At 73.5% G+C, this 22,967-nt stretch carries 22 protein-coding genes; 15 read left to right on the forward strand and 7 right to left on the reverse strand.

Features of this window, described 5'->3' with window-relative positions:
- The first annotated feature begins 151 nt into the window (after positions 1-151).
- Positions 152-1,882 carry an NAD(P)/FAD-dependent oxidoreductase gene (locus tag A6Q81_RS03205; protein ID WP_286689518.1) on the forward strand — a complete coding sequence of 577 codons (1,731 nt, stop codon included), beginning with the start codon at positions 152-154 and terminating at the stop codon, positions 1,880-1,882.
- Between the two features lie 408 nt (positions 1,883-2,290).
- Here A6Q81_RS03205 and hisC read toward each other — a convergent pair whose 3' ends face one another.
- The gene (gene hisC, locus A6Q81_RS03210) at positions 2,291-3,361 is read right to left on the reverse strand and encodes a histidinol-phosphate transaminase (protein WP_286689519.1); all 1,071 of its coding nucleotides are present in this window, start codon (positions 3,359-3,361) and stop codon (positions 2,291-2,293) included.
- A gap of 77 nt (positions 3,362-3,438) precedes the next feature.
- On the opposite strand from hisC, the gene A6Q81_RS03215 reads away from it, so the two are divergent.
- From A6Q81_RS03215 to A6Q81_RS03260, 10 genes are all read left to right on the forward strand, one after another.
- The gene (locus A6Q81_RS03215) at positions 3,439-4,404 is read left to right on the forward strand and encodes an EamA family transporter (RefSeq protein WP_286689520.1); all 966 of its coding nucleotides are present in this window, start codon (positions 3,439-3,441) and stop codon (positions 4,402-4,404) included.
- Between the two features lie 59 nt (positions 4,405-4,463).
- On the forward strand, positions 4,464-4,847 hold the full coding sequence (locus A6Q81_RS03220; RefSeq protein ID WP_253025934.1) for a phage holin family protein: 384 nt from the start codon (positions 4,464-4,466) through the stop codon (positions 4,845-4,847).
- Between the two features lie 3 nt (positions 4,848-4,850).
- Positions 4,851-5,357, forward strand: a complete 507-nt coding sequence (locus tag A6Q81_RS03225; protein ID WP_286689521.1) for a low molecular weight protein-tyrosine-phosphatase — start codon at positions 4,851-4,853, stop codon at positions 5,355-5,357.
- 10 nt (positions 5,358-5,367) lie between these two features.
- A complete protein-coding gene (locus A6Q81_RS03230) occupies positions 5,368-6,246 on the forward strand; it encodes a fructosamine kinase family protein (protein WP_286689522.1) in 879 nt (292 codons plus the stop codon).
- A 64-nt stretch (positions 6,247-6,310) separates the two neighbouring features.
- Positions 6,311-7,003, forward strand: coding sequence for a response regulator transcription factor (locus tag A6Q81_RS03235; RefSeq protein WP_253025940.1), 693 nt, complete (start codon positions 6,311-6,313; stop codon positions 7,001-7,003).
- Complete coding sequence (locus A6Q81_RS03240) at positions 7,003-8,442, forward strand: sensor histidine kinase (RefSeq protein ID WP_286689523.1); 1,440 nt, start codon at positions 7,003-7,005, stop codon at positions 8,440-8,442. Before A6Q81_RS03235 ends, A6Q81_RS03240 begins: the two co-directional genes overlap by 1 nt.
- Before the next feature lie 97 nt (positions 8,443-8,539).
- The gene (locus A6Q81_RS03245) at positions 8,540-10,000 is read left to right on the forward strand and encodes a S1C family serine protease (protein WP_286689524.1); all 1,461 of its coding nucleotides are present in this window, start codon (positions 8,540-8,542) and stop codon (positions 9,998-10,000) included.
- A 178-nt stretch (positions 10,001-10,178) separates the two neighbouring features.
- Positions 10,179-11,108 carry a DMT family transporter gene (locus A6Q81_RS03250; RefSeq protein WP_286689525.1) on the forward strand — a complete coding sequence of 310 codons (930 nt, stop codon included), beginning with the start codon at positions 10,179-10,181 and terminating at the stop codon, positions 11,106-11,108.
- Between the two features lie 18 nt (positions 11,109-11,126).
- A complete protein-coding gene (locus tag A6Q81_RS03255; RefSeq protein WP_067853169.1) occupies positions 11,127-11,339 on the forward strand; it encodes a hypervirulence associated TUDOR domain-containing protein in 213 nt (70 codons plus the stop codon).
- Between the two features lie 89 nt (positions 11,340-11,428).
- The gene (locus A6Q81_RS03260) at positions 11,429-11,848 is read left to right on the forward strand and encodes a hypothetical protein (protein ID WP_067853166.1); all 420 of its coding nucleotides are present in this window, start codon (positions 11,429-11,431) and stop codon (positions 11,846-11,848) included.
- A 132-nt stretch (positions 11,849-11,980) separates the two neighbouring features.
- Here the strand turns inward: A6Q81_RS03260 and A6Q81_RS03265 are convergent, their stop codons facing one another.
- Positions 11,981-13,885: a chorismate-binding protein gene (locus tag A6Q81_RS03265; protein ID WP_286689526.1), complete on the reverse strand. Its 1,905-nt coding sequence runs from the start codon at positions 13,883-13,885 to the stop codon at positions 11,981-11,983.
- Positions 13,886-14,092: 207 nt separating this feature from the next.
- Between A6Q81_RS03265 and A6Q81_RS03270 the strand changes: the two genes are divergently transcribed.
- The 4 genes from A6Q81_RS03270 to A6Q81_RS03285 are packed head-to-tail and all read left to right on the forward strand — an operon-like array spanning position 14,093 to position 16,723.
- A complete protein-coding gene (locus A6Q81_RS03270) occupies positions 14,093-14,296 on the forward strand; it encodes a YlcI/YnfO family protein (protein WP_286689527.1) in 204 nt (67 codons plus the stop codon).
- Positions 14,293-14,667, forward strand: coding sequence for a type II toxin-antitoxin system death-on-curing family toxin (locus A6Q81_RS03275; protein WP_286689528.1), 375 nt, complete (start codon positions 14,293-14,295; stop codon positions 14,665-14,667). The genes A6Q81_RS03270 and A6Q81_RS03275 overlap by 4 nt, the downstream gene beginning before the upstream one ends.
- Entirely contained in the window at positions 14,664-15,716 is a 1,053-nt protein-coding gene (locus A6Q81_RS03280) for a M20/M25/M40 family metallo-hydrolase (protein ID WP_286689529.1), read from the forward strand. The genes A6Q81_RS03275 and A6Q81_RS03280 overlap by 4 nt, the downstream gene beginning before the upstream one ends.
- A gap of 38 nt (positions 15,717-15,754) precedes the next feature.
- The gene (locus A6Q81_RS03285) at positions 15,755-16,723 is read left to right on the forward strand and encodes a TAXI family TRAP transporter solute-binding subunit (protein ID WP_286689530.1); all 969 of its coding nucleotides are present in this window, start codon (positions 15,755-15,757) and stop codon (positions 16,721-16,723) included.
- Here the strand turns inward: A6Q81_RS03285 and A6Q81_RS03290 are convergent.
- The 5 genes from A6Q81_RS03290 to A6Q81_RS03310 form a co-directional block, all read right to left on the reverse strand.
- Entirely contained in the window at positions 16,653-18,047 is a 1,395-nt protein-coding gene (locus tag A6Q81_RS03290; protein ID WP_286689531.1) for a HAMP domain-containing sensor histidine kinase, read from the reverse strand. The genes A6Q81_RS03285 and A6Q81_RS03290 overlap by 71 nt on opposite strands.
- Positions 18,044-18,715: a response regulator transcription factor gene (locus A6Q81_RS03295; protein ID WP_083516152.1), complete on the reverse strand. Its 672-nt coding sequence runs from the start codon at positions 18,713-18,715 to the stop codon at positions 18,044-18,046. The genes A6Q81_RS03290 and A6Q81_RS03295 overlap by 4 nt, the downstream gene beginning before the upstream one ends.
- 83 nt (positions 18,716-18,798) lie before the next feature.
- Positions 18,799-20,136 carry an MFS transporter gene (locus tag A6Q81_RS03300; protein ID WP_286689532.1) on the reverse strand — a complete coding sequence of 446 codons (1,338 nt, stop codon included), beginning with the start codon at positions 20,134-20,136 and terminating at the stop codon, positions 18,799-18,801.
- A 140-nt stretch (positions 20,137-20,276) separates the two neighbouring features.
- Positions 20,277-21,221 carry an aminoglycoside phosphotransferase family protein gene (locus A6Q81_RS03305; RefSeq protein ID WP_067853140.1) on the reverse strand — a complete coding sequence of 315 codons (945 nt, stop codon included), beginning with the start codon at positions 21,219-21,221 and terminating at the stop codon, positions 20,277-20,279.
- Positions 21,218-22,825, reverse strand: coding sequence for a metallophosphoesterase family protein (locus tag A6Q81_RS03310; RefSeq protein ID WP_067853137.1), 1,608 nt, complete (start codon positions 22,823-22,825; stop codon positions 21,218-21,220). Before A6Q81_RS03310 ends, A6Q81_RS03305 begins: the two co-directional genes overlap by 4 nt.
- Between the last annotated feature and the right edge of the window lie 142 nt (positions 22,826-22,967).

Genomic DNA, 22,967 nt, shown 5'->3' on the forward strand with positions numbered 1-22,967 from the left:
GGGGTCTCCACGGCGGTGGGGCGGTACGGGACCGATGGTCTGCAGTGGTGGCGCAGACGTCCTGGTCGGGGGCGTGACCGCAGTCACACCTGTCGTCACCGTAGCCGGTCGCAGGGACGACGCCAAGTGCGCGGCTTCCTACACTGGCTCCGTGGACCACCCGGTGATCGTCCTGGCGAGCGACGAGCACGCCTCCCACCTCGACGACGAGTTCCGTCGCTACCACCGCGACTACGACGTCCGCGTCGTGCGCACGTGCGACGACGCGACCGCGCTGCTCGAGCGGCTGTGCGCCGCCGACCGGCAGATCGCCCTGCTCGTGCAGGACGCCGGCCTCCCCGACGCCGACGTCTGGACGTCGTTCGCCGCGTGGCGGCGCGTCGTCCCGACGGCCCGCCGGCTCGTGACGGTGCCCTGGGAGCGGTTCCTCGAGGAGGGCGACCGCCTGCGCCCGGGCCTGGCGCACGGGAAGTTCGACGCCTTCCTGCTCATGCCCCGCGGCCTGCGCGACGAGGAGTTCCACGCCGCCGTCGTCGAGCTGCTGTCGGACTGGGGTTCCACCGTGGCGCGACCCGAGGTCGAGACCATCCGGCTCGTGTCGAGGCCGGGCAACCCGCTCACCGCGGCCGTCCGCGACTTCGCCCACCGGATGGGTATCCCCGCGGGCGTCCACCACCCCGACAGCGACGTCGGCCGCGAGATCCTGGCCGAGCTCGCCACCACGCGCCAGGAGTCGGGCGCGGCCGAGGCGCCGGGCGAGCCGGTGGTGGCGAGCGTCTACCGCGCGCCGTTCGTGGCGACGTCGGTGCGCGAGGTCGCGCAGGCCCTGAACGGCTCCAGCGGGGAGACGGTGCTGACCGACGTGGTCGACGTCGCCGTCGTCGGTGCCGGGCCGGCCGGTCTCGCCACCGCCGTGTACGCGGCCAGCGAGGGCCTCAGCACCGTCGTGCTGGAGGCCGAGGCGGTCGGCGGCCAGGCCGGCACGAGCTCGATGATCCGCAACTACCTCGGCTTCCCGCGAGGCGTGTCGGGCATGCGGCTCGCGCAGCGCGCCCGCAACCAAGCAGTCCGCTTCGGCGCACGCTTCCTCACCGGCTGGGAGGTCGACGCGCTGCAGCCGTGCGACGCGTCGCTGGCCCACGACGAGCGCGAGCACGTGCTCACCACACCCGGCGGCGGGCACGTGCGGGCGCGCTCCGTCGTCATCGCGACGGGTGTCGCCTACCGCCACCTGGGCGTCGCGTCGGTCGAGGAGCTCGTGGGTCGCGGCGTCTACTACGGGTCCGCGATGACGGCGGCTCCCGAGGTCGAGGGCCAGCCCGTCGTCGTGGTCGGCGGCGGCAACTCCGCCGGACAGGCGGCGATCCACCTCGCCCGCTTCGCGTCGTCGGTGACGATCGTGGTCCGCCGCGACCTCACCGAGACGATGTCGCAGTACCTCATCGACGAGCTGCGCTGGAACGAGCGCGTCCACGTGCGGGTCGGCGTCGAGGTGGTCGACGGCGGCGGCGCGGGCCTGCTCGAGTGGCTCGACCTGCGCACGAACGCGTCGGGCGAGGTCGAGCGCGTGCCGGCCGCGGGCCTGTTCCTCCTGCTCGGCGCCCGGCCGACCTGCGGCTGGCTGCCCCCGACGGTCGCGCGCGACCCGCGCGGCTTCGTGCTCACCGGCCGCGACGTGCCCAAGGAGGCCTGGCTCGGCCCCGGCGGCGTGCCCGGCCCGTGGGCCTCCGACGCGATCGTCCCGCCCGACACCCTGGCCACCACCGCACCCGGCGTGTTCGCCGTGGGCGACATCCGCTCCGGCTCCATGAAGCGCGTCGCCTCCGCCAGCGGCGAGGGCGCGTCGGTCGTGCCGTTGATCCACGCCTGGCTGGCGCCCTGATCCTGGGGTGGGGTCTCGACCTGCGGCTGCGTGGGGTCTCGACCTGCGGCTGCGTGGGCTGCGGTGGGTCTCGACCTGCGTCCCGAGAAGCCCCGACCGGCGGTGGGCGCGGGGCGGCTCCGCTCCCGGGGCTCCACTCCCCTTGGCGGTGGGTTCTCCACCGCATGGGGCGCGCGACCCCTCCGGCGGTGGGTTCTCCACCGTCCCAGCGCCGAGAAGGTGGGATTCTCACCGCTGAGGGGGCGCGGTGGGCTCTCCACCGTTCGATCGGTGGATCATCAACCGCAGGAGCGGCTCTGCGGTTGCTCAGCCACCGATCCGCGCCCACAGCGCCCAGCGGTGGATCCTCAACCTGAAGAGCACTCCTGCGGTTGCCCCGCCACCGATGGGCAGCCGCAGGCCCAGACGCTACCGTCCCGTCAGGTGGCGCGCGGCGACGTCGAGGAGGCGCTCGTTGGCCGACGTCGTGCCGACGCTGACGCGCACGCCGCCGCCGGCGGCGACCGCGCCGGGGAAGGGGCGCACCGCGACGGGCCAGAAGGCCTCGGCGAGCTGCGGGCCCTGGTCCGACGGCAGCCACACGAAGTTCGCCTGGCTGTCGGGCAGGGTCCAGCCCTGGGCGCGGAGGCCCTCGAGCAGCAGCGCGCGACCCTGCACGACCTCCTCCACGCGCTCGGCGAGCTCGTCGACGGCGTCCAGCGACGCCACCGCGGCGGCCTGCGCGACGTCGCTGACGCTGAACGGGGGCGTCGCCTTGCGGACGGCCGCGGCGACGTCGGGGTGGCCGACGAGGTAGCCGACGCGCAGCCCCGCGAGCCCGTAGGCCTTCGAGAAGGTGCGCAGCACCAGCACGTTGTCGAAGCGGGCCTGCAGGTCGAGGCCCCGCGCGGCGTCGGGGTCGCGGACGAACTCGACGTACGCCTCGTCGACCACCACCAGCACCGACGACGGCAGGGCGGCGACGAAGCGCTCCAGCTCGTCGTGGCGCACCACGGGTCCGGTCGGGTTGTTGGGCGTGCACACCACGACCACGCGCGTGCGGTCGGTGACGGCGGCGGCCATCGCGTCGAGGTCGTGGGTGTGGTCGGCGCGCAGCGGCACGGTCACGTGCGTGGCACCCGTGACGGTGACGGCGATCGGGTACGCCTCGAACGAGCGCCACGCCGTCACGACCTCGTCGCCCGGGCCGCAGTAGGCGTCGAGCAGCGAGAACAGCACCGCCACCGAGCCCGTGCCCGCGGCGAACGTGTCCTCCGGGCGCGACAGGTGCCGCGACAGCGCCGCGTGCAGCCGCGCGACCCCGGCGTCGGGGTAGCGGTTGATGCGCGCCAGCTCCGCCGCGGCGCGCTCGACGACGCCCGGCAGGGGCGGGAACGGGTTCTCGTTGCTCGACAGCTTCAGCTCGTCGTGCTCAGCAGCCCGACCGGCCTTGTACCCGGGGATCGCGTCGAACACGGGACGGGGCGAGGGGACGGTCATGGGCCCGAGCGTAAGCCCCGCGCCTCGCAGCTCGACCCGCCGACGTCCCCGGCACCGCAGGACACGATGATGCTGCCGTGAGCCTCTCCGAGCAGCGCGTCGTGCGGTCGCCCCTGGTCGGGTACGCGCTCGTCCTCACGGCCGCCGTCCTGTTCGGCCTCAACGCGGGCGCGTCGCGCATCCCGCTGCGCTCCGGCACGGACGAGGTGACGTTCACGACCGTCCGCATCACGGCCGCCCTCGTCGTGCTGGTGGTCGTCGCGCTCGTGGTCGACCGACGCGCGCTGCGCCTGCCGACGCTGCGCCGCCTCCCCCTGCTCCTGGGCCTCGGCATGCTGGGCATCGCGGGGCTCCAGGGCTTCTACAACGTCGCCATCAACCGCCTGCCGCTCGGCATCGCGCTGCTGCTGGAGTACACGGGGCCCGTGCTGGTCGTGCTGTGGGTGCGGTTCGCCCGACGCCGTCCCGTGCACGCCCGGATGTGGCCCGCCCTGGGCCTCACCCTCGCCGGGCTGGCCGTCGTGAGCCAGGTGTGGTCCGGGCTCGCGTTCGACGGCCTCGGCGTCGCCGCGGCGCTGCTGGCGGCGGTCTGCTTCGCGAGCTACTTCCTGCTCGGCGAGGACGACGGGGTGTCCGCCGACCCGCTGCACCACATCGTCTGGGCGTTCGCCCTCGCCGCCGTCCTCATGAACGTGGTCGCACCCGTGTGGCGGGCCGACGCGCTCGGCGCCGACGCCTCGATGCTCGGGCGGCTCGACGACCTCACCGTCCCGGCGTGGGCGGCGATGGCGTGGATCGTGCTGCTCGGCACCGTCACCCCGTTCTTCCTGCTCCTGCTCGCGCTGCGGGCCCTCCCCGCGACCGTGGTCAGCGTCGTCGCGATGCTCGAGCCGGTGGTCGCGACGCTCGTCGGGTGGGGCTGGTACGCCGAGTCGCTCACGGCGGTGCAGCTCGGCGGCGTCGCGATGGTGCTCCTCGGCATCGTGCTGGCGCAGACCGCACGGCGCGACCCGCACCCCGACGAGCTGCCACCGCTCACCTGACGCGGAACGCGTTCCGGCGCACGTCGCGCCGACGTCGCGCACGCTGCCATGATCGACGCATGCTCTCCCGACTTCTGACCTCCTGGGTGCTCGGTGCCGCGGCCCTCGCGACCGCAGCGTGGCTGCTCGGCACGCACATGAGCATCGGCACCGCGACCGACACGACCTCCGAACGGCTCGTCACGCTGGCGGTGGTCGCCGCGATCTTCGCGGTCGTCAACACGTTCGTCGCCCCGGTGATCAAGCTGCTCTCGCTGCCCTTCATCATCCTCACGCTGGGCCTGCTGCTGGTCGTCATCAACGCCGTCCTGCTGCTCCTGACGTCGCGGATCGCCGACGCCCTGAACGCGCCGTTCTTCATCGACGGCTTCGGCTGGGCCGTGCTGGCCTCGATCGTCATCTCCGTCGTCAACGCCGTGCTCGGCTCGTTCGCGGAGGACTGAGCCGTGGCCGACGCACCCCTGCGACTCGAGGTGACCTGCCTGGGCAACATCTGCCGCTCGCCGATGGCCCACGTCGTGCTCGAGCAGCGACTCGCCGACGCCGGGCTCGCCGACGACGTCGTCGTCACCTCCTCCGGCACGGGCGGCTGGCACGAGGGCGAGGCGATGGACGAGCGCGCGGCCGCCGCCCTGCGCGACGCGGGCTACGACCCGAGCCGGCACCGGGCGCGCACCTTCACGCGCGACACCTACGCCGAGACCGACCTGATGCTCGCGATGGACGCCAGCAACCTCGCCGACATGACCGACCTCGCCCCGACCGTCGCCGACGCCGGCCGCGTGCGGATGTTCCGGTCCTTCGACCCGGAGGCCACCGAGGGCGACGAGGAGGTCGACGACCCCTGGTACGGCGGGCCGGAGAGCTTCCAGCGCGTGCTGGCCGTCGTGGAGCGCACCAGCGACGCGATCGTCGCCGCCGTGCCCCGGCTCCGCGCCGAGGCCACGGGGTAACCTCGCGGCCATGGCACGGATGACGGGGACGGCAGCGCGCGCGGAGGCGCTCATCGGGCACGGGGTGGTCGCGACGACCCCCGTGGCGGGTGGCGACATCTGCACGACCACGCGGCTGCGCCTCAGCGACGGACGCGTCGCGGTCATCAAGACCCGCCCCCAGGCACCGGCCGGCTTCTTCGCCCGCGAGGCCGCCGGCCTACGCTGGCTCGCCGAGGTCGAGGGCGGCGCGAAGGTGCCCGAGCTGCTCGGTTCCGACGACGACTGCGTCGTGCTGGCCTGGGTCGAGCCCGGCAAGCCCACCGTGGAGGCCGCCGAGCGGTTCGGCCAGGCGCTGGCGCGCACCCACGCGGCGGGCGCGCCGACCTTCGGCGCCGACGTCGACGGCTACATCGGCCTCGCCCCGCTGCCGAACCGGCCGCTCGAGACCTGGCCGGAGTTCTACGCGTCGCGGCGCGTCATGCCCTACGTGCGGGCCGCCGTGCAGCGCCGAGCGCTCACCGCGGAGCAGGCTGCCACCATCGAGCGCACGATGAGCCGCATCCACGACGTCGCCGGGCCCGCCGAGCCACCCGCCCGCATCCACGGCGACCTCTGGTCGGGCAACGTCGTCTGGGGCACCGACGGCGACGCCTGGCTCATCGACCCCGCCGCCCACGGCGGCCACCGCGAGACCGACCTCGCCATGCTGGCGCTGTTCGGGCTGCCGCACCTGCAGCGCGTGCTCGAGTCCTACGACGAGGCCGCGCCGCTGGCCGACGGCTGGCGTGGACGGGTCCCGCTGCACCAGCTGCACCCGCTCCTCGTGCACGCGGTGCTGTTCGGCGGCACCTACGGCGCCCGCGCGGCAGCCGCCGCGAAGGCCGCGCTCGAGCCGCCGGCCGACTGACACCGCCGCGCGCGTCGGGCCACGCTCTCAGCGCACGCACAGGGGCGTTCGGCACACTGGGGCCATGCGCATCCTGGTGGTCGACGACGACCGCGCCGTCCGCGACTCGCTGCGGCGCTCCCTGGAGTTCAACGGGTACACGGTCGAGCTGGCGTCCGACGGGGCCGAGGCGCTCGCCGTCGTGCCCCGCACCGACCCCGACATCATCGTCATGGACGTGATGATGCCCCGGCTCGACGGCCTCGAGGCCACCCGCGCGCTGCGCAGCGCCGGCAACGACGTGCCCATCCTCGTCCTCACCGCGCGCGACGCCGTGAGCGACCGGGTCGACGGGCTCGACGCCGGCGCCGACGACTACCTCACCAAGCCGTTCGCGCTCGACGAGCTGCTGGCACGGGTGCGCGCGCTGATGCGGCGCTCCGCCCGCCAGGCCGAGCTCGAGGCCGACGAGCAGCCGCTGGAGTTCGCCGACCTGACGCTGGACCCCGTGACCCGCGACGTCACGCGCGGTGGTCGGGCCATCTCGCTCACCCGCACCGAGTTCGCGCTGCTCGAGCTGTTCATGCAGCGACCCAAGCGCGTGCTCGAGCGCTCGTTCATCCTCGAGGAGGTGTGGGGCTTCGACTTCCCCACCACCGCCAACTCCCTCGAGGTGTACGTCGGCTACGTCCGACGCAAGCTCGAGGCCGAGGGCGAGCCGCGGCTCCTGCACACCGTCCGCGGCGTCGGGTACGTGCTGCGCGAGACGCCGCCCTGATGAGCGAGCAGGACCGGACGGACGCCCCTGACGGACGTCCGGGAGTCATGGACGCCGCCCGCCGGCGCATCCACCCCTTCACGGCGCGCGCCTCGCTCGCGCTGCGCGTCGCGCTGCTCACCACCGGTGCGGTCGCGGCGGTGCTGGCCGTGGCGAGCGCGACGGTCTACATCACGGTGCGCGCCGAGCTCGAGGACTCCCTCGACGCCTCGCTGATCAAGCGGGCCGACGCCGCGGTCGCGGCCGGCTACTCGCCGTCGACGATGTCGACGGCCGACACCGACCTGCTCGCCGTCTTCGGCATCCGCTTCATCTCGGTCGAGGGCGGGCGCATCTTCACCCGGCAGACGCAGACGAACGTGCCCTTCGACGAGCGCGAGATCCAGGTGTCGCTGGGCGAGGAGAAGACGTCGCAGCGGACGGCGCGCATCGCCGGCGTGCCCTACCGGATCGTCGCGGTGCAGGCCGGTCCCGGGCAGGCGCTGGTGCTGGCGCAGTCTATGGAGTCGACGCAGCGGTCGCTGGAACGGCTGAAGGTGATCCTCCTGCTCACCAGCGCGGTCGGCATCCTCGTCGCGGGCGTGGCCGGATGGGTGGTCGCCACCAACGGTCTGCGGCCGGTCCGCCGGCTCACCGCCGCGACCGAGCGGGTCGCCCGCACGGCGCAGCTGGAGCCGATCGAGGTCACCGGCTCCGAGCACGACGAGCTCGCCCGCCTGACCTCCTCGTTCAACCAGATGATGCTGGCGCTCGACGCGTCGCAGCAGCGTCAGCGCCAGCTCGTGGCCGACGCGGGGCACGAGCTGCGCACCCCGCTCACGAGCCTGCGCACCAACATCGAGCTGCTCGGCCAGGCCACGGAGCGCTCCGACCGCGAGCTCAGCATCGAGCAGCGGCGCGAGATCATGGACGACGTCCGCGCCCAGCTCGGCGAGCTCACGACGCTCGTCGGCGACCTCGTGGAGCTCGCCCGCGACGAGCCACTGCACCGCGCGCCCGAGCCCCTCGACCTCGTCGACGTGGTCGAGCAGGCTGTCGAGCGGGTGCGCCCGCGGGCCGGTGGTCTCGTGCTCGACGTGCGGCTGGAGCACTGGGACGTCATCGGCGAGGCGCACGTGCTCGAGCGGGCCGTGACCAACCTGCTCGACAACGCGGTGAAGTGGAGCCCCGAGGGCGGGACGGTCACCGTGCGACTGCGCGACGGCGTCCTCACGGTCCGCGACGAGGGTCCCGGCATCGCCGCGGAGGACCTGCCGCACGTCTTCGAGCGGTTCTTCCGCTCCACCGAGGCGCGCACGATGCCCGGCTCGGGCCTCGGGCTGTCGATCGTGCACCAGGCCGCCGTGCGCCACGGCGGGTCGGTGCGCGCGGAGTCGCCCCCGTCGGGCGGCACGGTCGTCACCTTCGAGCTGCCGGCGGCGGACGCCTCCCCCGCCTGAGCCACACCGACTGGCGTGCCAGGACGGACGCAGGGTTCTTCCGTGCCTCACACGTGCCGCTCAGCGGGGTCTCAGCGATCGGGGAGAATGTTGTCCCATGACCGACCAGAACGATCCCTTCGCCGATCGCCCGTACACGCCGCCGACGCAGCGCGGTGACGGCGACGCCTCCTCCCCCGGTGCGGAGGGGACCTCCGAGCAGGCCCCGCAGGGGGCCGCGGACCACACGCCGTCCGGCACCCCGGCCGACCACGAGCCCACGGTGCAGTCCCCGGTCGGTGAGCACCCCCACCCCACCGTCGAGCAGCCGGCAGCGCACCGCTACGAGGCACCTGCCGCCCCCCAGGCCGCTGTCCCGGCCGGCGAGCCGACGGTCGTGCTCCCCGGCGGTGGCGCCGGCGCGGTGCCTCCGGCGTTCGTCGCCCAGGAGGCGGCGCCCGCGCCCAAGCCGCGCCGCAGGGGCACGCGCCTCGTGGCCGCGGCCGCGGCGGTCGTCCTGCTGGGCGCCGCCGGCGGTGCCGGCGGGGCCGCGCTGTACGACCCGCTCACCGGCGACTCCGGCACCAGCCCGGTGGTCAGCTCGCTCGACTCCGACAGCGGCAGCGGCGACGCGCAGGCCACGAGCGGCCAGGTCGAGAAGGTTGCGAAGGCCGTGCTCCCGTCGGTCGTGCAGATCAACGTCGCGGGTGGCAGCGAGGCCGGCTCCGGCACGGGCATCATCATCAGCAGCAACGGCAACATCCTCACCAACAACCACGTCGTCGAGGCGGCCGCGCAGCAGGGCACCATCACGGTGGCCTTCAGCGACGGCACCACGTCGTCGGCCCAGATCGTCGGCCGCGACCCCAAGACCGACCTCGCCGTCGTCAAGGTCGACCGCACCGGTCTGACGCCCGCGACGTTCGGCAAGTCCTCCGACCTCGCGGTCGGTGAGGAGGTCGTCGCGATCGGCTCGCCGTTCGGCCTCGAGAGCACCGTGACCAGCGGCATCGTCAGTGCGCTCAACCGGCCCGTCTCGTCCTCCGACGGCACCGGCCAGAACACGACGGTCTTCCCCGCGGTCCAGACCGACGCGGCCATCAACCCCGGCAACTCCGGCGGGCCGCTCGTCGACCTCGAGGGCCGGGTCGTGGGCATCAACTCCGCGATCCGCTCGGGCGGCACGACGTCGGCCAGCGCCGGCTCGATCGGCCTCGGCTTCGCCATCCCGATCGACCTCGCCAAGAGCGTCGCGGACCAGCTCGTCAAGGGCGAGCAGGTCGAGCACGCGCTCATCGGGGTGACCGTCCGGCCCGCCGTGTCCAACGACGAGATCACGGGCATCGGCGCCGAGATCACCGAGGTCAACCCCGACAGCCCCGGCGCGAAGGCAGGCCTGGAGCGCGGCGACATCGTCACCGCCATCAACAACCAGCCCGTGGGCAGCTCCGACGCCCTCGTGGCCGGCATCCGCGGCTACCGTCCGGGCGAGCAGGTGACGCTGACCTACCTGCGCGACGGCAAGAAGGCCGAGACCCAGGTGACGCTGGCCTCCGACGGCGGAGCCACGGCCGACTGACCTCGGCCCACCGACCGGCGGCCCCCCCCGGCCGCCTCGACCTCCCCGGACGCCCGGCACCGGCGTCCGGGGAGGTCTTCTCCTTCATGGCCGGACGTCCGGGGCGGCGGCAGGATCTCGCAGGACGATGTCCGGATCCCGCGCGACACGGGCCGCGCCGCGGTCCTAGCGTGGTGCGGTGACCAGCTCCCCCACCGCGCCCCCCGCACCGTCGACGTCGACCGAGCGCGACTGGTCGCTCGCGGCGATGGGCGTCACGGTGCTGCTGTGGGCGTCGGCGTTCGTCGGCATCCGCGCGGTCGCCGACGTCTTCGAGCCGGGCCCGCTGAGCCTCGGCCGCCTGCTCGTCGGCGCGCTCGCGCTGGTGGTCCTGGCCCGACCCTGGCGGCACCGCCTCCCGCGCGGGCGGACGCTGGCGCTCGTCGTGGTCTACGGCGTGCTCTGGTTCGGCGCGTACAACGTGGCGCTGAACGCGGGCGAGACGTACCTCGACGCCGGGACCGCGGCGCTCGTGGTGAACATCGGCCCGATCCTCATCGCGCTGCTCGCCGGCATCGTGCTCAAGGAGGGCTTCCCGCGACCCCTCGTCGTCGGCATGGCGGTGGCGTTCGCCGGCGTCGTGCTCATCGCCACCAGCACCCGCCACGACACGTCGGTGCAGACGGCGAGCACGACCGGCGTGCTGCTGTGCGTGCTCGCGGCCGTCCTGTACGCGGTCGGCGCGCTCACCCAGAAGCCCACGCTGCGGACCGTCGCGCCGGCGATGTCGGTGTGGATGGCGTGCACCATCGGCGCCGTCGTCTGCCTGCCGTTCGCGCCGGCCCTCGTCGACCAGGTGGGGTCGGCGTCGGCGGGCGACGTCGCGTGGCTCGTGTACCTGGGCGTCTTCCCGACCGCCATCGGGTTCACGACGTGGTCGTACGCGCTGCGGCGGCTGTCCGCGGGACAGGTCGCGTCGACGACCTACCTCGTGCCGGCCGTGGCGACGCTGATCTCCTGGGTGCTGCTCGGCGAGGTGCCGGCGCCACTCGCGTTCGTCGGCGGGGCACTGTGCCTGCTCGGCGTGGCCATCACCCGGCTGCGACGTCGAGGTGCGGCGACGTCGTGACGACCGCAGGGTGGGGGCATGACGAACATCAAGGTCGGTGACCGGGTCAGCTGGGACAGCCCCCAGGGACGTACGCAGGGCAAGGTCGTGGAGCGCAAGACCAAGGACTTCCAGCTCGACGGCCAGCAGTGGCGGGCCAGCGAGGACGAGCCGAAGCTCGTCGTCGAGAGCGAGAAGACCGGCGCGAAGGCGGCCCACGAGCCGTCGGCGCTGAACAAGCTCAAGAGCTGAGTCCGCCGGGTCCGCAGACCCACCGGTCCACGGCGAGGTCACGCAGCACGTCGGAGCGAGGACGACCACGGCCCTGTCACCATCGGGGCATGAAGACGTCGCTGCGACTCCTCCTGCTGCTGCCCCTCCTCGTGCTCGGAGCATGCTCGGACGTCGGGTCCGCCGTCGACGACGTCGCGTCGTCGGCCGGCACCCGGGCCGGGTGCGAGGTCGCCGGCCGGGCCGTGGACGAGGGCCGCGGACTGGTCGACCGAGTCGGTCAGGAGATCAGCGGCGACGCCGCCGGCGTGCGCCGTGAGCTTGCCGCAGCCGGCACCGCGATCGAGGCCGCCGCACCCACGCTGACAGGCGAGGTCCGCGCCCTGGTCGACCGGGCCGCGGCGGCGCTGTCGACCCTGCGCGACGAGGCCGAGTCGGCCGCTGCCGGCAGCGCCGTCGACGAACGGGCCGTCCAGGCTGCACAGTCGGAGTACGACCGCGCCTCCGACCAGCTCCGGTCCCTCTGCTGATCGACCCGCGCCGCACGATCCGCCCGCGCCTCGGTGGGGGTTCAGGTCTCCCACGTGACCTCAGGAGACCCGCGTCGGTGGCAGGACGTTTCGTGTCATCGACGCTGGATCTCCAGGGTTCGCGGGAAACAGTCAGCCCAGGAGGTCGAGGACGAGGTCGCGCAGGATCGCGAACCCGCGCTGGGTGAGCACCGACTCGGCGTGGAACTGGATGCCGTGGAAGTGCGGGCCGGCCACGTGGTGGATGTCGCCGGTCGCCTCCTCGCGCTCGACCGTGACGCCCGGGGGCAGCCCCGCGGCGCCGACGCGCGCGACGAACGTGTTGTAGAAGCCGACCGTCTCGGGTCGCCCGAGCACGTCGAGGCGCGCTTGCGTGCCCTGGAAGACGATGTCCTTGAACCCGAGCTCGAGGCCGAGGTTGCGGCTCAGCACCTGGTGGCCGAGGCACACGGCGAGGAACGGCTGCTCCGACGCCAGCAGGCCGACGACCACGTCGTCGACGACGGCGATCTTCGCGTCGCCGACGTCGCGCGGGTCGCCGGGGCCGGGACCGACCACCACGAGGTCGTACTCCTCGAGCGAGCGGCCGGAGCCGACCCAGTCCGCGTACGCGTCGTGGCGGACGACGTCGGTGGTCATGCCGAGCACGCCGAAGACGTGCGACAGCATGTTGACGAAGTCGTCCTCGCCGTCGACGACCACGACGCGACGGCCCTGCAGCGACGGCTCCGGCGCGGCGCCGGACTGGTCGGACAGCCAGAACTGGCTCAGCCGGGCGTTGCGCTCGCCGAGGGCGATCAGCACGTCGTCCTCGCGCGTGAACGCGTCGAAGCCCTCCACCGGCCCGGCCGCGGGGGTGGGGGCGTCGACCAGGCCGAACGCGCTGAGCACGCCCGACGCCTTCGCCCACGTCTCGGCCGTCTCGTAGTCGGGGTCGGAGTCGCGCACCAGCGTCGCGCCGGCGGTGACCTTCAGGTTGCCGTCGAGGTCGACGTCGGCGGTCCGGATGAGGATCGGGGCGTCGGCACGCTGCAGGCCCTCGGCGTCGCGGCCGACGAGCGCGGCCACCGACGCGTAGTAGCCGCGGCCGTGCTCCTCGTACTGCTCGATGAGCCGGCACGCGTTCTCGACCGGGCTGCCCGTGACGGTCGCCGCGAACATCGAGTCACGCAGCACCTCGCGCACGTCGCGGTCGGTGCGACCGGCCAGCAGGTACTCGGTGTGCACGAGGTGGCTCATCGGCTTGAGGTACGGGCCGAGGACGAGGCCGCCCTCGTGGCAGATGTCGCACATCATCTTGAGCTCCTCGTCGACGACCATGAAGAGCTCGTAGATCTCCTTCTCGTCGCGCAGGAACTCCAGCAGGGCCGACGTCTTGTCGGCATGCGTGGTGAGGCCCTTGGTGCGGAACGTGCCGCTGATCGGGTTCATCCGCACCTGGCCGGCCTCGACGCTCACGTGCCGCTCGGGGCTCGCGCCGACGAGGTAGCGGTCGCCGGTGAAGATGCAGAAGGTCCAGAAGGCGCCGCGCTCCCGCTCGAGCAGACGGCGGAAGACGGCGAGCGCGGCGTCGTGGCCCCAGTCGGCGATCTTCGCGCGGTAGTGCCGGCCGACGACGAGGTTCGCGCCCTCGCCCCGGCCGATCTCGTCGTCGATGATCTGGCGCACCATCGCCGCGTAGTCGGCGTCGGAGGTCTCGAACCCGCCGCGGTCCTCCAGCTCGACGCCGCCGTCGGGCAGCGTCGGGAGGAGGTCGGCGAGCGCCAGCTCGTGGAGCACGTCGGCGCGGACGACGCGCAACGGCGTGCCGTCGTCGTGCGCGGCGAACCCACGCTCGCGCGCCTGGCGGAACGGCACGAGCACCAGGCTGTCCCAGGTGGGGCCGTCGGCGGGGACCCCGGCCGCGAGCGGCACGTCGGCGAGGTTCTCGACGTCCTCGTAGGCGCCGCCGACCAAGGTCACCGTGTCGCTGTCGCGCACCCGGACGAGGGCGAACGCGGGCTGCTGCTGGAGCTCGCTGACGAGCGGGTGGGTCATGGGTGAGTCCTTCGGGTCGCCTCGGCCGCGCCGGGACGGAGAACGCCCAGACCACTCGGCTGAGGGGTCTGGGCGTGGGGTCGCGTGACAGGCCTCCTCTACGAGAGAGGACGCCACCAGCGGATGACCAGGGTGTGGTCGCAGCGCGATGTCACGGTCGCAGCCTAGCGCCTTGAGCGAGTGATACCACCCGGATACCATCGACTCATGGCCATGACGTTGCGACTCACCGACGAGCAGGACGCCGCGCTCACGCGGCTGGCGAACGCCCAGGGCATCAGCAAGAACGAGGCGGCCACGCGCGCCATCCAGCGTCAGCTCGATGAGAGCGAGCAGGAACGCGACTTCGTGGCTGCCCTGGACGACACGATTGCCCGCTACCCGAGCACCATCCGGCGCCTCGGCGAATGACGCGGTTCCTCACGCTGACGCAGGCGCTGAGGGCCGCTGAAGCAGTCATCGGGGAGACGCCGTTGGTCCGCGACATCGGCCTGGTCGAGTCGGCGCTCGCGCGCCCCCGGACGTCGGTGCTGGGGAAGGACGCTTATCCATCGCTCGACCAGAAGGCTGCGGCGATGCTGCAGTCCCTGGCGACGAACCATCCGCTGGTGGATGGGAACAAGCGGATGGCCTTCGCGTGCGCGTCGGTGTTCCTCACCATGAACCGCGCGCCACTCACCCTCGACGACGAGAGCCAGGCGTACGACCTCGTGATCGCCGTTGCGACCAGCGCGCTCCGTGACGTCCACGAGATCGCCCGCGCCCTTCGGGAGGGCATGTGAACGACCCCGCGAACAGTGTGGACATCGACGCCGACCTGATCCGCCGCGACCTCGCGCAGCTCGTCAGCTACCCCAGCGTGGGCGGCAGCGAGTCGGAGGCGTCCGTGCAGCGCTGGTGCGCCGCGACGTTGCAGGGCCTCGGGCTCGACGTCGACCTGTGGCAGCTCGACCTCGAGGAGCTGCGCGCCGACCCCGACTACCCGGGCGAGGAGGTCGAGCGCGAGGAGGCGTGGGGCTGCGTCGGGACCTGGCGCCCCGGCGGTTCCGGGCCGCGGGCGGCAGGGAGCACCGTGCCGGAGCTCGTGCTGAACGGGCACGTCGACGTCGTGCCGCCGGGCGACGCCGCCTGGTGGACGGCCCACGACCCGTGGTTCCTGCACGAGGCCGACGGCCGCTGGTACGGGCGGGGCACGTGCGACATGAAGGGCGGCGTGGTGGCGATCCTCGCCGCGGTCCGCGCGGTCGGTGACCGGCTGACGAGGCCGTTCGCGGTGCACCTCGTGGTGGGCGAGGAGGACGGCGGCCTGGGGACGTTCGCGACGCTGCGCCGCGGCCACACCGGACGGGCGTGCCTGATCGCCGAGCCGACGGCCGGCACGGTGGTGAGCGCGAACGCCGGGTCGCTCACGTTCCGCCTGGAGGTGCGGGGCAAGGCCACGCACGGGTCGCGGGCAGGGCACGGCGTCAGCGCGGTCGAGCTGTTCGAGCAGGTGCACGCGGCGCTGCGCCGCCTCGACGCGGAGCGGAACGTCGACCCGCCGGCGCCGTTCACGGACCGGCCGTGGCCGTTGTCGGTGGGCGTCGTGCAGGCGGGCGACTGGGCGAGCACGGTGCCCGACCTGCTCGTCGCCGAGGGCCGCTTCGGGGTGCGACCGGGCGAGTCGTTCGCCGACGCGACGGCGGTGTTCGAGGCGGCGGTCGCGGCGGTCGACCACCCGTGGCTGCGTGAGCACCCGCCCGTCGTCACCTGGCCGGGTGGGCGTTTCGCGGCGGGAGCGCTGCCCGACGGCCACCCCTTCGGCCACCTGCTGCTGCACCACTGCAGCTGAACCACGTCACGCCTCTGCCGACCTGCGATGCTGGGCCGGTGACCCTCTCGCGACGGCGGCTGCTCGTGGGCGCGGGCGCCCTCGCCGCTCTCGTCGGCTGCGCGACGGACGAGCCCTGGCGAGACGCCCGGGGTCGGCTGCGGATCGCCACGGGCAACCGGGGGGCCGTGTTCGACCGCTACGGCGCTGCACTGGCCCGCGAGACCAGGGTGGTCATGCCCGACGTCGACGCCACGGAGGTGCTCAGCCGCGGGTCGGTGGACAACACCCGGCTGCTCTTGCAGGGGCGCGCCGACGTCGGCTTCTGCCTGGGCGACACGGCGCGGCTGGCGTTCGACGGCGCGCCGCCGTTCGACCGGCCCGCCGGTCTGGTCGCGGTGGGCCGGCTGTACGACAGCTTCCTGCAGGTCGTCGTGCCGCTGGAGTCCCCGGTCCGGGCCGTGCAGGACCTCGACGGTCGACGTGTGGCGGCGGGACAGGTCGGGTCGGGCACCCGGCTGGTGGTCGAGCGCTGCCTCGCCGCCGCCGGGCTCAGGACGGACGCGGTCGACGTGGAGGACCTCTCCCTCGGCGACTCCGTCGCCGCGCTGGAGACCGGGCGTGTCGACGCGCTCGCCTTCGTGAGTGGCTTCCCGGTGCCCGCTCTCGTCGAGCTCGGCCGGCGACAGGCCCTGAGGGCCCTCGACCTGGGCGACCTCGTCGGTGTCCTGGCCGCGCGTCCGGGCGGCGAGGAGTACGTGGCAGGTCCCCTGCCCGCCGCCCCGTACCGGCTGTCCGAGCCGGTGCGGACGGTGAGCGTGAAGACCTACCTGCTGGCTCGTCCGAGCCTGGACGACGACCTCGTCGGCGGGTTCGCGTCCGTCGTCTTCGACCGCCAGGACGCACTCGTCCGACGCGTGCCCGACGTCCGTCAGCCCACGCTCGCGGCGGCCATGTTCACCCAGCCGATCCCGTTGCACCCTGGCGCGGAGGCCTTCCTGCGGCGTCGGCTCGACCGGGGAGCGTGACCTCGACCGCGAGCCCCGGACGAGCCGCCCGGCGGCGGGTGGAGCCGCCGGCGTCGCGCACCCGGAGCTCCAGGATCGAGAGCCCGAGCCCGGTGCCGGCCACGTCGGCGTGCCGGTCCAGCCGGTGGAAGCGCCGTCCCACCTCGGCCGCCTCCTGCGGCGTCACCCCCGCCCCGTGGTCGCGCACCAACAGCCGGACCGTCCCTGAATCGGCAGTGAGCTCGACCTCCACGTCGGCGTCCGGCGCGTACTTCGCGGCGTTGTCGAGCAGCACGTCGACGACCGTGGGGACGAGATCCTCCTCCAGCACCGCCGGCACGACCCCGTCGGGGACGCGGGCCCGCAGGTGCGTCCCGAAGAGCGGTTGCCAGAGCTCCACGCGGCTGCGCACCTGGGCGGCCACGTCGACGTCGAAGAGCTCCCGGTCGAGGCTGCCCACCCGGCTGATGGCGATGACGTCCTCCAGCGACTGCGCCATCCGCTCGGTCTCCGCGAGCACCGGCACCACCGACTCGTCCTCGCGGGCGAGCCGCTCCAGACGCAGCCGGATGGCCGTCAACGGGTTCGCCAGCTGGTGCGACACGTCGGCGACCAGGTCGCGCTGCTGCTGCCGCGCCTGCTCGACGTCGTCGACCATCTGGTTGAACGCCTGGACCAGCCGGCGCAGCTCCGGCGGCCCCTCCACCGGGCCGACGGCGGACGCCCGACCCCGGCCGAGCGCGTGGACGCGGTCCTCGAGCTGCTCGACGGGTCGCACGATCCAGCGCACCAGCGGGACGCCGACCAGCCATCCGAGCAGCACCAGGAACAGGAGCGCGGCGAGCGAGACCAGTCCCATCACGCGCGCGACGTCGGCGCGCGGTCCGGAGGTGTCCTCCACCATGACGACGGCACCCAGCACCTGCGCGTCGCGCCCCACCGGCGTGGCCACCACCAGGTCGTCGTCGGCCCACGGCCACAGGGGACCGGGAGCGGTGGTCGGGGTGCCGGCCAGCGCGGCTCGGACGGCGGTGGGCAGGCCCGGCACGCCCTCCGGCAACGGTGCACCGCCACCGCCGACGACGCTGCCGTCCGTGCCCACCACCCAGGTCCGGGTGCTGCCGACCACCTCGTCGAAGCGGGCCAGGTCGCCCGCCAGGTCGGGCAGCCGCACGCCCGTGGAGCCGTCGTCCGCGAGCGAGGCGAAGCGGGTGGCCGCCGCGAGCCGCTGCTGGTGCAGGTCGACGGCGCGGCTCTCGGCGTACGAGCGCAGCAGCGGGACGGTCAGGAGCACGAGCACGGCCACCGCGAGGGACACGCTGAGGACCAGCAGACGACGCCTCACGCCACGCCGCCGGGGCGAGCGAGCCGGTAGCCGACGCCGCGCACCGTGTCGATCACCACCCGCTCGGACAGCTTGGAACGCAGCGCCGCCACGTGCACGTCGAGCGTCCGGGACGCTCCCACCCAGGTGGTGTCCCACACCTCCTCCATCAGGGCGGCCCGCGTGACCGGCTCGTCCGGCGTACGGGCCAGCGCGCGGAGCAGCTCGCACTCCTTGGCCGTCAGGTCGACGGACGCGCCGTCGGGGAAGTGGACCCGTCGCGCCTCGACGTCGACCTCCAGGCCCGCGTCGACCCTCGGCGGGCGGCTCACCGGGCCGTGCGTGCGGCGCAGGACGGCGTCGACCCTCGCCAGCAGCACGTCGGTGCTGTACGGCTTGGTGACGTAGTCGTCGACGCCCGCGCGCAGTGCCGCCACGACGGCGCCCTCGTGACGGCGGGCGGTGAGGGCGACCACCGGGACGTCGGAGCGTGCGCGCACCTGCTGGCAGACCCAGAGCCCGTCACGGTCCGGCAGGCCCATGTCGAGCAGGACGAGGTCGGCGTCGTCGACCAGGGGCATGGCCTCCTGCGCCGTCGGCGCGTGCCGCACCGTCCAGCCGCGGTCACGCAGCACCTGCGTCAGCGCGGCCGCCACGCCCGCGTCGTCCTCGACGATCACCACTCGCACCGCACGTCCTCCCGTCGACCCGATGGTGCCACGACGCGGACGAGCGGACCCCGACGCCGGGGCCCGCTGGTCCGACGTGGAGGTCAGCGCGTGTTGACGACCTCCCGGTCGCGGGCCACCTGCTCGGTGTCCAGGTAGGTGACCGAGCGGTTGCGCAGCGCGAACACGTACACCAGCAGGGAGACGCCGATCGCGATCGTGACGTAGACGGCGAACGCCCCCAGGGCATCGCGGCTGATCGCGGCCTCGTAGACCAGCGGAGCCGTGCCGCCGAACATCGAGTTCGCCAGCGCGTACCCCAGGCCGACGCCCAGCGCCCGGATGTGGGCCGGGAAGAGCTCCGCCTTCACGACGGCGTTGATCGACGTGTACCCGGTGAGCAGCACGTACGTCCCGGCCAGCATCAGGAACGACGCCATCGGTGTGGTCACCGTGGGCAGGACCGTGAGGAACGTGTAGGTCCAGAGCACACCACCGATGCCGAAGGCGACCAGCAGCGGCTTGCGACCGACCCGGTCGCTCAGCAGGCCGCCGAGCGGCTGGATGAGCATGAGCAGGACGAGCGCGGCGAAGTTGATCCACGTGCCGGTCATGCCCTCGTCGGCGTACGTCGACTTGATGATGAGCGGCCCGTTGACGCTGTAGGTGTAGAAGGCGATCGTGCCGCCCAGCGTGATCAGGAAGCACAGCAGCAGCTGCTTCGGGTAGGTCGTGAGGAGCTCGACCATGGAGCCCGAGCGACGCTCCTCGCCGGTCTCGACGAGCGACTCGTCCATGCTGCGACGCAACCAGAAGACGACGACCGCACCGACCGCGCCCATGAGGAACGCGACGCGCCAGCCCCAGGCGGCGATCTGCTCGTCGGTGAGCAGCGCCTGCTGGACCAGCAGCGTCAGCTGGGCGAGCACGTGGCCGCCGACGAGCGTCACGTACTGGAAGGAGGAGAAGAACCCGCGCAGCCCCGGCGCCGCGGCCTCGGACATGTACGTCGCCGACGTGCCGTACTCACCGCCCGTGGCGAAGCCCTGCAGGAGACGGCAGAGCACGAGCATGACGACCGCGCCGCCTCCGATCGTCTCGGCGGTGGGCGTGACCGCGATGAGCAGCGATGCCCCGGCCATGATCGAGATGCTCAGGACGAGCGCCGGACGTCGGCCGTGCCGGTCCGCGTACCGGCCGAAGAACCACGAGCCGATCGGGCGCATCACGAAGGTGACCGCGAAGATCGCCATCGTGTAGATGCCCGCGTTCGGCTCGCCCTCCGCGAAGAAGCTGCTCGACAGGTAGCTCGCGAACACGGTGTAGACGTAGACGTCGTACCACTCGACCAGGTTGCCGAGGGAGCCCCGGACCGTGTTGAACACGGCGCGACGGATGCCCGGTGCGTCCTCCTGCTGGGTCTGCGGTGTCTTCTGGCTCATGGTGGTCACCTCGTGGCCCGCGGGGTGGGACGTCGCGGGAGGGGCCCTGACTCGCCGCGACCCCTGACGCTAGGTGTGACCGCCACCACGTGGCACCCGTCACGCCCGAGGCTTTACACAGGCTTTGCACTCGCCACGGCTCAGTCCTGGACGGCCTTCGCGATCGTGACGCAGCGGGTGGTCCACGAGCGGTCGGCGTCGTCGAGGGGCCGGCCCGCCTCCTGCGCGTCCTGCAGGGTCCAGAGCGCGTTGAGCATCATCCGCACGACCACCCAGTCGCGCACCCGGTGCTCGTCGAGCCCGGCGACGTCGACCACGGTGTGGAAGCGGCGGCGCACGGCGAAGCGGACGTCGCGGGCCGACGCGACCTCGTCCCACCGGTTCCACAGCAGCGGGGCGGGCTCGTAGGCCGGGTCGCCGCTGATCCCCTTCGGGTCGATCACGAGCCACGGCGTGCCATCCCCGCCTGAACCCTCCGCGCGACGGCTGGCGAGGACGTTGGCGTCGTGGAGGTCGGCGTGGATGGTCAGCCCGTCGGTGCCAGGGTCGCTCGCGAACGCGCGGCCCAGCGAGACGGCCTGCTGCACGAGCCGGCGCGGGGCGGGCACCACGTCCTGCGCGGCGGCCAGCTGCTCGGTCCACCGCACCACCAGCGTCGAGAGCGGCACCAGACGACGCGGGGCGGTCACGTGCAGGGTCGCGTAGAGCCCGGCCACCACCTCGCACGCGTCGAGCACCGGCAGCGACGACAGGGCCGTCGGACCGGCACGCTCCAGCAGCAGCGCTCCACGGGCCGGGTCGGCACGCAGCAGCCGCACGGCTCCGCGCCCGTCCCACGTGGTCAGCGTCAGGTGCTCGTGGCGGGACTCCTCGTCGACGTGTCCGACCTTCAGCACGGCCTCGACGCCACGCTCGGTGAGCACCGGCAGCACCAGCGCGACCTCGCCGTGCACCGGGTCGCCCGTCACCCGCAGGGACCACTCGGCGAGGAGGTCGTCGACCGTGCGTGGCAGGGCGTCGACGAACGCTGCCCAGCGCGGACCCCGTCGAGCGAACGCCGCGACCGCGGCCGGCACCTGGATCACGGCTGGACGGGAGCCTCCGGGTCCTGGTCCTCGGCCGTCGGGTCCTCGGTGGGGTCCGGGTCGGCGGGCGAGGGCGAGGAGGTGAGCGGCAGCTCGGTGTAGTCGCCGACGTCGATGACGCCGGCGGGCGTGAACGTGACCACCTGCAGCCCGACCGGCGCACCGTCGGCGTCGAAGGTGACGATCGTGACCTGGGCGTCGCGCCGCAGGCTGCTGCCGAGGGCGATCGGCAGGACCGCGCCGCCGGTCGTGCCGGTCGTCAGCCGGGTGGTCGACCGGCCGTCGGGACCGGCGATCGCCCGCGGGCCCACCTGGTAGTGCAGGTGCCCGGTGAGCACGAGGTCGACGCAGCCGCTGGCCGCGACCTTGCGTCCCGACGCCCACGAGTGGACGGCGAGCACGCCGACCCGCTCGCCGCGCTCGTCGGCGTCGCACGCGGTCGACGTGAGCTCCTCGTCCTGGTCGTCGAGGGCGGTGTCGCGGGTCTTCGCGTCCTCGGTGTAGCCGGTGAGGGTCGTGCCGCGCGGGTCGGTGTCGCCGAGGAAGCGGACGCCATCGACCTCGACGGGATCGCCGTCGAGCACGGTGAACCCGGCTTTCTCCTGGTCCTTCGTCGTGCGGCGGGAGTCGTGGTTGCCGCCGATGGAGACGACGTCGAAGCCCTTGAACGCCCGGGCGAGGGAGTTGATGCTGAACGTCTCCCACGCGCCGCCCTGGGAGGTGTCGTCGCCGAGGTCGATCAGGAGGCGGGCCTTCGCGCGGTCGGCGATGTTGCGGGCGACCGGGTCCATGCCGATGTTGTCGTGGCGGTCGGTGACGACGAGCGCCGTCGTCTCGCCGTCCTCGGGCTCGCGGACGCGCACCTGCGTCGCCTGCTCCTCGAGCGCGCCGTAGAAGCTGACGGAGTCGCGGTAGAGGTACAGCGCACCCTCCACGAGCGCGCGGCTGCTCGTGGTGGCGCTGCCCTGGGCCAGCTGCAGCCGGTCGAGCACCGGGTCGGCGGGCAGCTCGGGGAACACCTCGCGCGCCGCGGTCCACGTCTGCGCCGGCTCGGCGTCCTGACGCTCGGGCAGGCTGACCAGCACCAGCGCGCCGACCACGACGACGACGGTGGCGACCCCGCCCGCCACCTGCCCGCGCGACGGCTGCACCATCTCGCGGCGGATCCGACGCCGACGGTCGGCACCGACCGCACGCCAGCCGAGCACGAGGACGGTGACCGTGAGGACGCCGACACCCAGACCGCGCAGGGCCGCCTCGGCCGCCATGTCGGTGACGGCGGCCGTCACCTCGCGCACCTCGCCGCTCGGCTGGGCGGCGATGGCGGCGTCGCGCTGCAGCAGCTCCTCCAGGCCCACCGCGTCGGAGTCGCCGAGCCGGACGTTCACGCCGACGCCGAGCGGCGCGTCGACCGGGACGCGCACCTCCGGCAGCAGCGGTCCGAAGTCGATCGTCGCGTGCCCGTCGACCTGGGGGCTGACGACAGCCTGGTGCGCACCGATGGTCAGGTGCCGCTCGCTGTGCAGGAACGTCGACGTCGCCACCGGTAGTCCCGTGAGGACGGCGGCAGCGAGCAGGACGAGGCCGACCGCGATCTTGCGCACCCGTCCACCCTAGAAGGCCCCACGCCTGTCCCACCGCCCAGCCCGAGGTCCCCGCGTTCTGTGGACTTCGCGACGGTTTCTCGCACAGGAACCGTCACCGGCTCCACGAAACGCGGGGAGGGGCGCTGGGGCGGGGCGGGGT

It is taken from the genome of Aeromicrobium sp. REDSEA-S38_B2 (assembly GCF_001628525.1).
Taxonomy (GTDB): domain Bacteria; phylum Actinomycetota; class Actinomycetes; order Propionibacteriales; family Nocardioidaceae; genus Aeromicrobium; species Aeromicrobium erythreum.

Excerpts from the sequence above, each read along its gene's own strand:
- A6Q81_RS03220 (WP_253025934.1), top strand. The coding sequence starts at position 4,464 with ATGCTCTCCCGACTTCTGACCTCCTGGGTGCTCGGTGCCGCGGCCCTC.
- A6Q81_RS03300 (WP_286689532.1), bottom strand. The coding sequence starts at position 20,136 with ATGAGCCAGAAGACACCGCAGACCCAGCAGGAGGACGCACCGGGCATC.
- A6Q81_RS03260 (WP_067853166.1), top strand. The coding sequence starts at position 11,429 with ATGAAGACGTCGCTGCGACTCCTCCTGCTGCTGCCCCTCCTCGTGCTC.
- A6Q81_RS03265 (WP_286689526.1), bottom strand. The coding sequence starts at position 13,885 with ATGACCCACCCGCTCGTCAGCGAGCTCCAGCAGCAGCCCGCGTTCGCC.
- A6Q81_RS03235 (WP_253025940.1), top strand. The coding sequence starts at position 6,311 with ATGCGCATCCTGGTGGTCGACGACGACCGCGCCGTCCGCGACTCGCTG.
- A6Q81_RS03245 (WP_286689524.1), top strand. The coding sequence starts at position 8,540 with ATGACCGACCAGAACGATCCCTTCGCCGATCGCCCGTACACGCCGCCG.
- A6Q81_RS03240 (WP_286689523.1), top strand. The coding sequence starts at position 7,003 with ATGAGCGAGCAGGACCGGACGGACGCCCCTGACGGACGTCCGGGAGTC.
- A6Q81_RS03275 (WP_286689528.1), top strand. The coding sequence starts at position 14,293 with ATGACGCGGTTCCTCACGCTGACGCAGGCGCTGAGGGCCGCTGAAGCA.
- A6Q81_RS03270 (WP_286689527.1), top strand. The coding sequence starts at position 14,093 with ATGGCCATGACGTTGCGACTCACCGACGAGCAGGACGCCGCGCTCACG.
- A6Q81_RS03230 (WP_286689522.1), top strand. The coding sequence starts at position 5,368 with ATGGCACGGATGACGGGGACGGCAGCGCGCGCGGAGGCGCTCATCGGG.
- hisC (WP_286689519.1), bottom strand. The coding sequence starts at position 3,361 with ATGACCGTCCCCTCGCCCCGTCCCGTGTTCGACGCGATCCCCGGGTAC.
- A6Q81_RS03255 (WP_067853169.1), top strand. The coding sequence starts at position 11,127 with ATGACGAACATCAAGGTCGGTGACCGGGTCAGCTGGGACAGCCCCCAG.